The sequence below is a fragment of the Mycobacterium sp. IDUB_21 genome (assembly GCF_055419425.1).
In genome coordinates, this window is the sequence record NZ_JBVAXQ010000003.1 from 139,929 (window position 1) to 152,361 (window position 12,433).

Consider the following 12,433-nt stretch of genomic DNA (forward strand, 5'->3'; position numbering starts at 1 on the left):
AGATGGTAACGGTTGCGCATAGGGTGCCGGCCCGTTGCGCGTGTCCGGCGCCGCGGCGGTGCGCGGCCACGATAGCCTCACGGGCGTGAACGTTCCGCGCCGCTGCTGTCGGCCTGCGTGTCCGCACTACGCGGTGGCGACGCTGACGTTCGTCTACTCGGACTCCACCGCCGTGGTTGGACCGCTGGCGACCGCCGCCGAGCCGCATTCGTGGGACCTGTGTTTCAGCCACGCCGGGGGGATCACCGCCCCGCGGGGCTGGGAAGTGGTCCGCCACCCCGGCCCGTGGGTGTCGCCGGAGGAGGACGACCTGATCGCGCTTGCCGAAGCGGTTCGCGAGAGCCAGTCCGGGCAGGCTGGACCTTCTGGGCCGGCCAACGGGTGGTACCCGCAGGCCGCCCCGGCGGATTCCGGTGCCCGGGGCGCACCCTCGGCCACCTCAGGCGGCGCCGTACTGGCGCCGCCCGGTCCACCGGGCAAGAGCAACGGTCGGCGTCGCGGCCACCTGCGCGTGTTACCCGACCCGTCGGACTGATTGCGGGTTCCGGGCTAGGCTTGAGCGTCAAGAGTCCACTTCGTCAGGAGCCCTGTCCATGTCTCGGCCCGCTGCGGCTGTCCACCGTGTGATCAAGGCGTACGACGTACGTGGCCTGGTCGGTTCGGAGATCGATGAATCCCTGGTCGCCGAGATCGGCGCCGCGTTCGCCCGGCTGATGGCCGACGAGGGTGCCCGGCAAGTGGTGATCGGCCACGACATGCGGGACAGTTCGCCACCGCTGTCGGCGGCGTTCGCCGAAGGGGTGGTCGCCCAGGGCCTCGACGTGGTCCGGATCGGTCTGGCCTCGACCGACCAGCTCTATTTCGCCTCCGGGTCGTTGGACTGCCCGGGTGCGATGTTCACCGCCAGCCACAATCCGGCCGCCTACAACGGCATCAAGCTGTGCCGGGCGGGCGCCAAGCCCGTCGGCGCCGACACCGGTCTGGCGCGGATCCGCGACGAACTGATCGCCGGCGTGGACCCGGATGCCGGCCGGGCCGAGGCGCGCGGTGGCATCACCGATCGCGACGTGCTGGCCGACTACGCGACGTTCCTGCACTCCCTGGTCGACGTCACCGGCTTGCGTCCGCTGCGGGTCGCCGTCGATGCCGGCAACGGGATGGCCGGTCACACCGCCCCGGCGGTGTTCGGCTCGGTCGAGGCGATCACATTGCTGCCGCTGTATTTCGAGTTGGACGGGAACTTCCCCAACCACGAGGCCAACCCGCTGGACCCGGCCAACCTCATCGACCTGCAGGCGTTCGTCCGAGACAGTGGTGCCGATATCGGCCTGGCCTTCGACGGCGACGCCGACCGGTGCTTCGTCGTCGACGAGCGCGGTGAGCCGGTGTCTCCGTCGGCGGTGACCGGCCTGGTCGCCGACCGCGAACTGGCCCGCGAACCCGGTGCGACGGTGATCCACAACCTGATCACCTCGCGGGGGGTGGCCGAACTGGTGGCCGAGCGCGGCGGTACGCCGCTGCGATCGCGGGTCGGGCACTCCTATATCAAGGGGCTGATGGCCGAGACCGGGGCCATCTTCGGCGGTGAGCACTCGGCGCACTACTACTTCCGGGACTTCTGGGGCGCCGACTCGGGGATGCTGGCCGCCCTGCACGTGCTGGCCGCGCTCGGTGAACAGCAGCGGCCGTTGTCCGAGCTGACCGCCGACTACCAGCGTTACGCGGCGTCCGGCGAGATCAACTACACCTTGGCAGAAGGAGTTGACGCGCAAGCCTATTCGGAGGCGGTGGTCGCGTCGTTCGGCGAGCAGGTCTCCGTCGACCACCTCGACGGGGTGACCGTCGACCTGGGCGGGGGCAGTTGGTTCAACCTGCGCAGCTCAAACACCGAACCGCTGCTGCGGCTCAACGTGGAGGCACCCGACGCCGCCGCAGTGGACGCGGTGGTTGCCCAGGTCACCGAGCAGGTCGAGGCCGTCAGCGCCGCCGAGAAGTCACGGTCGTGAACGCGTTCTCCGGCCCTTTTTCTTCCACCGTCGATCTCGACGACACCGAGGCGCTGCTGGCTGCTGATCACGACGGGTCGTTGTGGGCCGCGTCGATGGCCGGGGCGCAGGTGCGCGCCACTGCCGCCGCGGTCGCCGAGGGCGCCCTGGACGTGGTGCGCAGCGACAGCCGGGACTATCCGCCGCGCACGCTGATCTGGGTGTCGACTCGCGGTACCGCGGCGACCGCGGGAAGCCTGCTCGCTGCGGCCCGCGGGGATTCGGCTCGAGAACCGCTGGTGCTGGCCGCCGAGGCCCCGACGTGGATCGGACCGCTGGACGTGCAGGTCGTCGCCGGCGACGACCCGGGGGATCCGGCGCTGGTCGCCGCGGCCGCAGCCGGGGTGCGGCGCGGCGCGCGGGTGGTGGTGGTCGCCCCCTACGAGGGGCCGCTGCGCGATGCCACCGCCGGCCGTGTCGCGGTGCTGGAGCCGAGAATCGGTGTCCCTGCCGAGTTCGGCCTGCCGCGCTATCTGGCCGCCGGGCTGGCCGTGCTGGGAGCCTTGGAGGCGGGGGCTGCCGATGTGCAGACCGACCTGGGCGCGCTGGCCGACGAGTTGGACGCCGAGGCACTGCGCAACAGCGCCGGGCGCGAGCTCTTCACCAACCCGGCGAAAACGCTGGCGGACCGGATCGTCGGCCGCGAAGTCGCACTCGCCGGTGACTGCGCGGCGACGCTGGCGCTGGCCCGGCACGGTTCAGCGACGATGTTGCGGATCGGGCGGACCGCGGTGGCGGCGACCGGATTGGCCGATGCGGTGACCGCGCTGCGGGCTCAGGCCGCTGAGGGCGGCGGCGGATCGGCGGACATCTTTCACGACGAACAGATCGACGGCCCGGCCGGTGACCGACTGCGGGTGCTGGCCCTGACGCTGGCCGCCGAGCGTACCGTGGTGGCGGCCCGGATCAGTGGTTTGGCCGATGTCGACCTGGTCGGCGCGGGGGATGTGCCGCTGACGCCGGGGGCTCCGGAGGAAACCTCCGGGCCGGCAGGGTCTTTGGGGGCGCCGGCAGCGACCGGCCCGGGCCCGAGCGAAGAACAGCTTGCGGTGCTGGCCGTGCGGTTGGAGATGGCCGCCGCCTACGTGCGACTTTTACGGGGTTGACGGGAACAGTGGAACCACTACGCGGCGCGATACGGACCTACGCCTGGGGGTCGAGGACCGCTATCGCCGAGTTCACCGGACGGCCGGTCCCCGCGGCGCACCCGGAGGCCGAACTGTGGCTGGGCGCGCACCCCGGGGACCCGGCCTGGCTGGAGACCCCCGAGGGCGAGGTGTCGCTGCTGGACGTCTTGACCGCCGACTGGGAGGGCCAGCTCGGCCCGGTGGCCCACGCCCGCTTCGGTGACCGGCTGCCGTTTCTGGTCAAGGTGCTGGCCGCCGACGAGCCGCTGTCCCTGCAAGCCCACCCCAGCACCATGCAGGCGATCGAGGGCTACCAGCGTGAGGAGCGGCTCGGGGTTCCGGTGTCCTCGCCGATCCGCAACTACCGCGACACCAGCCACAAGCCCGAACTGCTGGTGGCACTGCAGCCGTTCGAGGCGCTGGCCGGCTTCCGGCCCGCGGCGCGCACCGCCGAGCTGTTGCGGGCGCTGGCGGTCTCGGACCTCGATCCGTTCATCGATCTACTCGGCGACTCTCCAGGCGGTGCCCCTACCGAAGACGACCAGTCCGACGCCGACGGTCTGCGGGCACTGTTCACCACCTGGATCACCGCGCCCCAGCCCGATCTCGACGTGCTGGTGCCCGCGGTGCTCGACGGGGCCATCCAATACCTCAGTTCGGAAGCCGGCGAATTCGCTGCGGTAGCCAAGACGGTGCTCGAACTCGGCGAGCGGTATCCCGGCGACGCCGGCGTGCTGGCCGCGCTGCTGCTCAACCGGATCAGCCTGGCTCCCGGCGAGGCGATCTTCCTGCCGGCCGGCAACCTGCACACCTACCTGCAAGGTGTCGGGCTGGAGGTGATGGCCAACTCCGACAACGTGTTGCGGGGCGGGCTGACGCCCAAGCACGTCGACGTGCCCGAATTGCTGCGGGTGCTGGACTTCACCCCCACCACTGAAGAGGCGCTGCGGTCGGCGGTGCACACCGACGGGCCGGAGGTGGTCTACCAGACCCCGGCCGAGGAGTTCGCGGTGTCGCGGCTGACGCTCGACGGTACCTATCTCGGTCACGAGGTGGACGCCCCGGCGCACCATGACGGCCCGCAGATCCTGCTGTGCACCGAGGGCTCGGTCACGGTGCACGCCAAGTCGAAGACGTTGACGCTGCACCGGGGCGAGTCGGCCTGGGTGCCCAGCGACGACGGACCGATCCGGCTGCTCGCCCAGCAGCGGTCCGCCATCTTCCGGGCGACGATAGGGCTGTGAGTGTCGTCGTCGGGTAGCACCAGGGCGATCATCGCGGCGCTGGCGGCCAATGCCGGAATCGCGGTGGCAAAGTTCACCGGGTACGTGATCACCGGCAGCGCCGCCATGCTCGCCGAAGCGGTGCACTCGGTGGTCGACACCTCCAACCAGGCGCTGCTCCTGTTCGGGCAGCGGGCCGCGGCCAAGCCGCCCGACGCGCTGCATCCGTTCGGGTACGGGCGCAGCCGCTACTTCTGGTCGTTCGTGGTGGCGCTGGTGCTGTTCAGCATGGGTTCGATGTTCGCGCTGTACGAGGGCTACGAAAAGGCCCGCCACCCGGTCGAATTGAGTTCGCCGGTGGTGGCTATCGCGATCCTGGTCGTGGCGATCGGGTTGGAGACCTTCAGTTTTCGCACCGCGCTGGTGGAGTCGCGCCCACTCAAAGGTGACGGCAGCTGGTTTCGGTTCCTACACAACTCCCGCAACCCCGAGCTTCCGGTGGTGCTGCTGGAGGACACCGCCGCGCTGATCGGCCTGGCGCTGGCGCTGACCGGGGTGGGTCTGAGCGTGCTCACCGGCAACCCGGTATGGGACGGCGTGGCGACCTTGGGGATCGGCGCGCTGCTGGGAGTGGTCGCGGTGTTCCTGATGCTCGAGATGCACAGTCTGCTGATCGGTGAGGGTGCCACGGTCGCCGAGGACCAGGCCATCCGCGCGGCGCTGGAACAGACCGCCAACGTCACCCGGCTGATCCACCTCCGAACCCAATACCTGGGTCCCGACGAGATGCTGGTGGGAGCCAAGATCGCGCTGCTTCCGCGGCTGGACCTGGCCGGCGTCGCGGCCACCATCGATGTCGCCGAAGCCAATATCCGCAGGGTCGTGCCCGCGGCACAGGTGATCTATCTCGAGCCCGACCTGGACCGCACGCATGTGCCAGACTCGCCGGAGCAGAAAGGTTGACCGCTTTGTCCAGCTTCTCCTACCAACAGCTCACCGCTGCCTGCCAGGCCGGCGGTGCCAGCACCCTGAGCGTGGCCACCGAGTTGGCGCCCGCAGGCGGTCCCCACGTCGCGATCAGCCCGGCCCACCGCGCCGGACGCGGCCCCTCGGCCATCACCCACGAGACCCGCTTGATCGACGGCAACCCGACCGCGACGGTGGTCATCGACGACAACCAGAGCCAGATCCAGCGCGTGGAAGCCGCGATCCTGCAGGGCATCCGCGATCAGCATCCGCTGCTGAGCAGGGTGCCGCACCTGGAGGTGTCCTACGAGGGAGGCCGGTCGGTCTACACCGATCTCGAACTGCCGCAACGTATTTTCGACGGCCACTTCCTGACCGGGTCGATCGAAGGCAAGCCGGCTATCGCTCACCCGGCCTACCGGGCGGCGCGCGAGAGCACCCCGGAAAATTCCCGCGCCGTCGGCGAATTGAGCCCCGGCAGTCTGGTTTTCGGCGCGATCGACGCGGCACGCGGCACCGGCCAGAGCCGCTTTCGCGGCGTGCTGTCCGGTGAGATCATCGGCGTGCTGGTCGAGGGCACACCGACGGATTCGCGCGCGGGTGCCGGCGGCGGTGTGTGCTGCAGCCGCATCCTTCGCACCCAGGTTCTGAGCTTCGCTGCGCTGCGGCAACTGCGTTTCGACTGCGGGCCCGCCGGTGACGAGGCCGGTCGCGCGTTGCTGGCCGCCTACGCGCTGGCCGGGCTGGCGCGCGCCAACGCCGAGCTGAGTATCCGGGCCAACTGCGACCTGGTCGAGTCCGGCCCGACGACGCTCAAGCTCGACGCCCGCGACGGCGAATTCATCGAGCTGGCTGCGCTGTCGATCGACGAGGCCGACGAATTGCTGGAGCGCGCCCTCATCGAGGCCTATCGGGAGGCCGACATCACCTGGCGTGGCCAGGTGCTGCACGTCGCCGGCAATTCCGGGGCTTACGCCGCGGCCCAGAACGGGGGAGTGGCCCCAGAGGCACCGGTCGCGCATGAGCCGCGCCGGTTCCGGCTGCCGCACTTCATCGAGAGCCGCCTGAGCCCGGCGAACTGAGGTCGACCCACTCCCAGAAGCGGGTGAGTACCGCGGCGCCACCGACCGGGTCCTGCGTCATCCACCAGTGGCCGAGCCCGTCGAGCACCTCGGTGCGGGCACCCGCTTGCAGCGCCGCACGACGCCGGATCTCCTCGGACCCGACGTAGGGATCCCCGGTGGCCAACAGCGAAAGACCCGGGCGGGCACGCGCTCGTTCCAGCCCGCCGCCGGCCTTGGCCATGGCGCCGGGTCCTTCCACCGAGCGGTACAGCAGCAGGGTCGCCCGCCCCATCTCCGGGCCCTGGGCGTGCGCCATGGAACGGGCGATATCGGCCGGTAACGTGGCCGACCACAGCGCGGTCCGGTCCTCAACCGTGCCGCCGAGCATGGACTCCACCAGGCGTTCACCCTTGCCGGGGGTCCGCCATATCTGTGCCGTCTCCGGCCAGACGTAGTCGGGGTCGAACACACCGATGATGTCGGTGGTCCAACTGCGCACCAGGTCGGCTCGATGCATCATCAGGTTCACCACGTGAACCCCGCCCCAGTCGTGTCCGACGAGATCGATCGGTTCGCCGGCGGCGCCGATGGTCTCAAGCTCGGCCGCGAGCCAGTCGCGGTAAGCCAGGTAGGTCGCCGAGAAGTCTTGCGGCAGTGGGGCGCCGAACCCCGGTGGCGACAGCCGCACCACGTCCCTGCGTCCCAGCGCGTCAACCAGTGGGTCCCAGATCGCGTCCGATTCCGGATTGCCGTGCACCAGTACGACCGACATGGGCAGATCATCGCACGCCGCTATGCGTAGCGGCGGCGACCGGTCCGGTGGGGCCGACGCTAGTCGATGGCCGCGAAGTTCACCGTCGCGGTGGCGGCGAGTTCGTCGTCGTTGCCCCGGAAGATGTCGACCTGAACGACTACCGAGCGCCGGCCGGTGCGCAGGATGGCCGCGACGGCGCGGGCCGGTCCGATCTTGATCGGCCGGAGGTATCGGATGAACAGGTCGGTGGTGGCGATGCCGTTGCCGAACGCGGTGCTGCGGGCGGCGAGCTGTCCGGCGGCCACGTCGGCCATGGTGGCGATCAACCCGCCCTGCAGCCCGCCGGCGGTGTTGACCACCCGCTCATCGACGGGCATCTCCATGGTCAGGGTGCCGTCGGCCGACGGCACCTCCTGCAAGCCGAGTTGGGCGAACAACTCCCTGATCGATTGGGGCGCTGTCATGGGGCCGGTCAGCGCGACTCGGCGTGGTCCCAAGCCTGCGCCATCGTGCGCAGAATCTCTTCCGCGTGGCCGAGCCCGGCCAGGTGGCTCTCCCCGGGGATCGGGTACAGCCGGGCATCGGGCAGTAGCGAGACCGCGTGTTCCCCGTGGGCGAACGGGACGATGTGGTCGGCATCGCCGTGCCACCAGTGCACCGGCACCTTCACCTCGTCGAGCCGGAAACCCCAATAGCGGGCGAACAGCACGGCGTCGGCGATGGGCGCAGCGAGCTGCTTGCGGGCGCCGTTGAGCAGGTCGTCGAGGAACATCGCCTTGAACTCCGGCCGGCCCAGCAGTGCACGGTCGCCTTCGGGGGAGATCAGGGCGTAGAGCTCCAGCGCCGGGGAAGCCACCGGCTTGATCATCCGGATCAGGCCGGCGGCCAAGATGCTGACCGGCCGGCCGGCCCGGCTCAGCACCGGCTCGGCGAGCCGGGCCAGTGTCATCAAGCTGCTGTCGATGGCCTCGGGGCCCACCGCCGGGGCCACCCCGCCCAGGATTCCGGCGGCCACCACCCGCTCGGGCATCGCCGCGGCGCAGGCCAGGGTGTACGGGCCCCCGCCGGACAGCCCGATGACCGCCATCTTGTCGATGCCGAGCGTGTCGGCCACGGTGCGCAGATCATCGGCGAACTGGGACACGGTCTCGTACTGGTAGGGCGTCGAGGAACCGATCCCGGGCCGGTCCACCCCGATCAGCCGGATGTTCGCCTCCTTGGCGTAGATCCGCGCCTCGACCGGAATCTGCCGCCGAGCGCCGGGGGTGCCGTGCAGCCAGAACATCGCCCGGCCCTGCGGGGCGCCGAACTCGGCGAAGCCGAGCTGACGGTCTTCACCGACGGCTATGTTGCCCTCGATCTGAGGGCGGGCGATCGCGTAAACCATGCCCCGAGTGTGGCATGGGCGTGGGAGCCAGGTCACACCCCGGTGGCCGGCCCGGAGCTGTGCTCGGCCGTCGGTGTGGACATCACGGTGGCCTGCGCGCGGCCGCGCAGCACCGCCGAGCCGTGCGATGCCCAGCGTGATCGCTCCGACTCGTCGGCCCTTTCCAGCGCGCTCGCCGAGCACAATGCGCGTGTGCTGACGGTTTTGGCGCGATCGGCCAACCTCGCCGCCTCGTTGACGGCGTCGCCGACCACGGTGTACTCGTAGCGGTTCTCGCTGCCGATGTTTCCGGCGAACATCGGGCCCGCCGAGACGCCGATCCCGAAGTCCACCAGCGGCAGCCGGCGAAGCTGGGTGAGCAGGGTCCGGGCGGTGGCCAGCGCCGCCGCGGCCGAATCGTCGGAGGGGACCGGGGCGCCGAAGACCGCCAGCACCGCGTCGCCCTGGAATTTGTTGATCGAGCCGTGTTGGGCGTCGACCGCGGCCACCACGATGCGGAAAAAGTCGTTGAGCACCGCGGCCACCTCATCGGGCGGGTGGGTGGCCGCCAACTCGGTCGACCCCACCAGGTCGATGAACAGGATCGCCGCCTCCTGCACGTCGCCGGAGAGCGCGAGATCGCGCTCCACGGCGAGGCGGGCCACATCCGGGCCGACGTGTCGGCCGAACAGGTCCCGTAGCTGGTCGCGTTCGCGCAGGCCGGCCACCATGCGATTGAATCCGGTTTGCAGCCGGCCGATCTCGGACTGTTCATAGACCCCGACCGAGGTGTCCATATCGCCGTGCTGGACCCGGGCCATCGCGCCCACGACCTCGCCGACCGGATCGGAGATCGAGCGGGCCACCAGGATCATGGCGCGGACCCCGAGCAGCACCGCGACCAGACACAGCACCAGCACCGGGGTCTCCACCGAGGCGGTGCGTTCGATGATCCATCCCGTCCGCCGGCAGACGATCAGGATGACGATGGCCGCGGCGGGCAGCGCGCTGGTGATGAACCACATGGTGACCAGCCGGGTCAGCACACCGGGCGCGGTCTCGCGGATATCGGTCTCGCGCCAGGCGGCGGCCACGATCGGCCGGAAGGTGCGGTGGGTGAACAGCATGCTGGTGCTCAGCGTCGCGGTGCCGCCGAAGACGACGACCATGGACAACAGCACCATTAGCCCGACGTCGCTGGAGCGCAGCGCGGCCAGGCCGATGGCCCCGCCGATCACCCAGGTGCCGAGCACGATCGTCGACTGACGGCGCAGGATGTTGATCGCGGCGCGGCGCTGCCCGGCATCGGGCTGCTGTCCGGCGGTGTACCAGCGCAGCGATCCCGCGATGCTGGCCGTTCCCGCAATGACCACGGCGAGAGTGCCCAGCCCGACCAGCACCGCGGTCAGGATCACGTTCTGCGGGCGCAGCAGGATGTTGGCGCCGGTCGGGGTCTCACCGCTCAGCGACAGCACCACGGCGATCGCTTCGGCGGTGGTGAGCAGGTGGGCGAAGGCCAGCCCGGCCGCGTAGTCGGCGCCCAGCCGGACGGCCGTGCGTCGCCGCGAATCTGCGCCCGAACCTGCCGTTGTCATCGCGGTAGCGCCCATCCGTGAGTGCTTTCTGCAGTCAAAGTCCACTCAAAGTTATACGGATGCGTGGCCGCCGGCGCGCCAAACGCCCGTGTGTACAAATTGACATCAAATGTCTAGACAACGGACGCAGCAAGATGTAATGTCCATTCGCGACGGTGGTGGAACTCACAAGGAGGGACGCGGATGGCACGGATAGCGCAGATGGCACGGACGGGCACTGTGGCGGCAGCACCGGAGGTGTGGCGGGACAAGAAGCGCTACCTGTGGCTGATGGGCCTGATCGCCCCGACCCTGATGTTCACCATGCTGCCGTTGATCTTGGCGATGAACCGGCTCGGCTGGCATCTGGTCGCCCAGGTGCCGTTCTGGATCGGGCCGATCCTGGTCTACCTGCTGCTGCCGGCGCTGGACCTGCGCTTCGGCGCCGACGGGCAGAACCCGCCCGACGAGCTGATGGCGCACCTGGAGAACGACCGGTACTACCGCTACTGCACCTACGCCTACATTCCGTGCCAGTACGCCAGCGTCGTTCTGGGCTGCTACCTGTTCACCGCATCCGATCTGAGCTGGCTGGGTGTCGAGGGGTCACTCAGCTGGTTCGCCAAGATCGGGCTGGCGCTGTCGGTGGGAACCCTGGGCGGCGTCGGCATCAACACCGCTCACGAACTCGGGCACAAGAAGGAACAGCTGGAGCGGTGGCTGTCGAAGATCACCCTGGCGCAGAGCTGCTACGGGCACTTCTACATCGAGCACAACCGCGGTCACCACGTGCGGGTGGCGACCCCCGAAGACCCGGCGTCGGGCCGGTTCGGCGAGACCTTCTGGGAGTTCTTGCCGCGCAGCGTCTTCGGTGGCGTGCGTTCGGCCTGGCTGCTGGAGGCCGCGCGGCTGCGCCGGCTCGGCAAGCGGCCGTCGAATCCGGCGACGTGGCTGTCCAACGAGGTGCTGAACGCATGGCTGATGTCGGTGGTGCTGTGGGGCGTGCTGATCGCGGTGTTCGGCCCGGCCCTGATCCCGTTCGTCGTGATCCAGGCCGTCTACGGCTTCTCGCTGTTGGAGTCGGTGAACTACATCGAGCACTACGGCCTGCTGCGCCAGACCCGCGCGAACGGCCGTTACGAACGTTGCACGCCCGAGCACAGTTGGAACTCCGACCATCTGGTGACCAACCTGTTCCTCTATCACCTGCAGAGGCACAGCGACCACCACGCCAACCCCACCCGGCGCTACCAGACCTTGCGCAGCATGGACGAGGCGCCGAACCTGCCCAGCGGGTACGCCTCGCTGATCGGGCTGACCTACCTCCCGCCGCTGTGGCGGCGGCTGATGGATCACCGGGTGCTGGCGCACTACGGCGGCGACATCACCCGGGTGAACATCGATCCGCGGCGGCGGGCGAAAATCCTGGCCCGCCATTCCGGCACCGACATGGCGGCGGCGTGATGGCCGCCTACCGCTGCCCGGGCTGCGGCTACGTCTACGACGAGGCCGCCGGCGCGCCCCGCGAAGGATTCCCGGCCGGCACGACCTGGCGCCAGATTCCCGACGAGTGGTGCTGCCCGGACTGCGCGGTCCGCGAAAAGCTGGATTTCGAAGTAGTGGAGGCGCCGACATGAGCGACGATGAGCGTGACACCCGCTAATCTCGCGGTGGTGAAACGCATCCCCTACGCCGAGGCATCCCGGGCGCTACTGCGCGACTCGGTGCTCGACGCGATGCGGGAGTTGCTGACCAGCCGGGACTGGTCATCGATCACGCTGGCCGCAGTGGCGGAGGCGGCCGGCGTCAGCCGGCAGACCATCTACAACGAGTTCGGCTCGCGTCAGGGCTTGGCGCAGGGCTACGCGATCCGGCTGGCCGACCGGCTCGTCGACGCCGTCGAGTCCGCCATCTACGGCAACGTCGGCGAGGTCCACGCCGCGTTCCTGGAGGGGTTCCGGTCCTTCTTCTCCGAATCGGCCGCCGACCCGCTGGTGATCTCGCTGCTGACCGGTGCGGCCAAGCCGGACCTGCTGCAGATCATCACCACCGACAGCGGCCCGATCATCACCCGCTGCTCGGCGCGGCTCACGTCGTCGTTCATGCACAGCTGGGTCAAGGCCAGCCCCGAAGACGCCGGCATCCTGGCCCGGGCCATCGTCCGACTGGCCATGAGCTACGTCTCCATGCCCCCGGAAGCCGACCACGATGTGGCCGCTGACCTGGCCCGATTGTTCACCCCGGCTGCCGAGACCTACGGGGTCATCGACGTCGATTGACCCGCTCGAGCCGTCTCGGACTCCCGCCGGTAGCT

Annotated in this window: 13 protein-coding genes; 9 read left to right on the forward strand and 4 right to left on the reverse strand. The window is 69.7% G+C overall.

The window, feature by feature from the left end; all coding sequences use genetic code 11:
- The first annotated feature begins 85 nt into the window (after positions 1–85).
- Genes ACZYY4_RS05960 through ACZYY4_RS05985 form a run of 6 tightly spaced genes read left to right on the forward strand, consistent with a single transcriptional unit; the run spans position 86 to position 6,443 of the window.
- The gene (locus tag ACZYY4_RS05960) at positions 86–535 is read left to right on the forward strand and encodes a DUF3499 domain-containing protein (RefSeq protein ID WP_463808642.1); all 450 of its coding nucleotides are present in this window, start codon (positions 86–88) and stop codon (positions 533–535) included.
- Between the two features lie 58 nt (positions 536–593).
- Positions 594–2,006 carry a phosphomannomutase/phosphoglucomutase gene (locus ACZYY4_RS05965; RefSeq protein ID WP_463808644.1) on the forward strand — a complete coding sequence of 471 codons (1,413 nt, stop codon included), beginning with the start codon at positions 594–596 and terminating at the stop codon, positions 2,004–2,006.
- Positions 2,003–3,151, forward strand: a complete 1,149-nt coding sequence (locus tag ACZYY4_RS05970; RefSeq protein WP_463808646.1) for a TobH protein — start codon at positions 2,003–2,005, stop codon at positions 3,149–3,151. Before ACZYY4_RS05965 ends, ACZYY4_RS05970 begins: the two co-directional genes overlap by 4 nt.
- An 8-nt stretch (positions 3,152–3,159) precedes the next feature.
- A complete protein-coding gene (manA, locus tag ACZYY4_RS05975) occupies positions 3,160–4,416 on the forward strand; it encodes a mannose-6-phosphate isomerase, class I (protein WP_463808974.1) in 1,257 nt (418 codons plus the stop codon).
- Complete coding sequence (locus ACZYY4_RS05980) at positions 4,417–5,358, forward strand: cation diffusion facilitator family transporter (protein WP_463808647.1); 942 nt, start codon at positions 4,417–4,419, stop codon at positions 5,356–5,358. It abuts the gene before it with no gap.
- A complete protein-coding gene (locus tag ACZYY4_RS05985) occupies positions 5,355–6,443 on the forward strand; it encodes a type I-U CRISPR-associated protein Cas7 (RefSeq protein ID WP_463808648.1) in 1,089 nt (362 codons plus the stop codon). The genes ACZYY4_RS05980 and ACZYY4_RS05985 overlap by 4 nt, the downstream gene beginning before the upstream one ends.
- Here ACZYY4_RS05985 and ACZYY4_RS05990 read toward each other — a convergent pair.
- Genes ACZYY4_RS05990 through ACZYY4_RS06005 form a run of 4 tightly spaced genes read right to left on the reverse strand, consistent with a single transcriptional unit; the run spans position 6,412 to position 10,065 of the window.
- Positions 6,412–7,197, reverse strand: a complete 786-nt coding sequence (locus ACZYY4_RS05990) for an alpha/beta fold hydrolase (protein WP_463808649.1) — start codon at positions 7,195–7,197, stop codon at positions 6,412–6,414. The two genes, ACZYY4_RS05985 and ACZYY4_RS05990, sit on opposite strands and share 32 nt — an antisense overlap.
- A gap of 59 nt (positions 7,198–7,256) precedes the next feature.
- Positions 7,257–7,643, reverse strand: a complete 387-nt coding sequence (locus ACZYY4_RS05995; protein WP_463808651.1) for a PaaI family thioesterase — start codon at positions 7,641–7,643, stop codon at positions 7,257–7,259.
- A gap of 8 nt (positions 7,644–7,651) precedes the next feature.
- Positions 7,652–8,566: an alpha/beta fold hydrolase gene (locus ACZYY4_RS06000; RefSeq protein WP_463808652.1), complete on the reverse strand. Its 915-nt coding sequence runs from the start codon at positions 8,564–8,566 to the stop codon at positions 7,652–7,654.
- A 32-nt stretch (positions 8,567–8,598) separates the two neighbouring features.
- On the reverse strand, positions 8,599–10,065 hold the full coding sequence (locus tag ACZYY4_RS06005; protein ID WP_463808975.1) for an adenylate/guanylate cyclase domain-containing protein: 1,467 nt from the start codon (positions 10,063–10,065) through the stop codon (positions 8,599–8,601).
- 258 nt (positions 10,066–10,323) lie between these two features.
- Between ACZYY4_RS06005 and ACZYY4_RS06010 the strand changes: the two genes are divergently transcribed.
- Genes ACZYY4_RS06010 through alkX form a run of 3 tightly spaced genes read left to right on the forward strand, consistent with a single transcriptional unit; the run spans position 10,324 to position 12,398 of the window.
- Complete coding sequence (locus tag ACZYY4_RS06010) at positions 10,324–11,583, forward strand: alkane 1-monooxygenase (RefSeq protein ID WP_463808654.1); 1,260 nt, start codon at positions 10,324–10,326, stop codon at positions 11,581–11,583.
- On the forward strand, positions 11,583–11,756 hold the full coding sequence (locus tag ACZYY4_RS06015) for a rubredoxin (protein ID WP_463808655.1): 174 nt from the start codon (positions 11,583–11,585) through the stop codon (positions 11,754–11,756). Before ACZYY4_RS06010 ends, ACZYY4_RS06015 begins: the two co-directional genes overlap by 1 nt.
- A 6-nt stretch (positions 11,757–11,762) precedes the next feature.
- The gene (gene alkX, locus ACZYY4_RS06020) at positions 11,763–12,398 is read left to right on the forward strand and encodes a TetR family transcriptional regulator AlkX (protein ID WP_463808656.1); all 636 of its coding nucleotides are present in this window, start codon (positions 11,763–11,765) and stop codon (positions 12,396–12,398) included.
- Positions 12,399–12,433 lie beyond the last annotated feature (35 nt).

Bases quoted from the DNA above. Each gene is read 5' to 3' on its own strand.
- ACZYY4_RS05965 (WP_463808644.1), top strand. From the start codon at position 594: ATGTCTCGGCCCGCTGCGGCTGTCCACCGTGTGATCAAGGCGTACGAC.
- ACZYY4_RS05990 (WP_463808649.1), bottom strand. From the start codon at position 7,197: ATGTCGGTCGTACTGGTGCACGGCAATCCGGAATCGGACGCGATCTGG.
- ACZYY4_RS05995 (WP_463808651.1), bottom strand. From the start codon at position 7,643: ATGACAGCGCCCCAATCGATCAGGGAGTTGTTCGCCCAACTCGGCTTG.
- ACZYY4_RS06000 (WP_463808652.1), bottom strand. From the start codon at position 8,566: ATGGTTTACGCGATCGCCCGCCCTCAGATCGAGGGCAACATAGCCGTC.
- ACZYY4_RS06010 (WP_463808654.1), top strand. From the start codon at position 10,324: ATGGCACGGATAGCGCAGATGGCACGGACGGGCACTGTGGCGGCAGCA.
- ACZYY4_RS06015 (WP_463808655.1), top strand. From the start codon at position 11,583: ATGGCCGCCTACCGCTGCCCGGGCTGCGGCTACGTCTACGACGAGGCC.
- alkX (WP_463808656.1), top strand. From the start codon at position 11,763: ATGAGCGTGACACCCGCTAATCTCGCGGTGGTGAAACGCATCCCCTAC.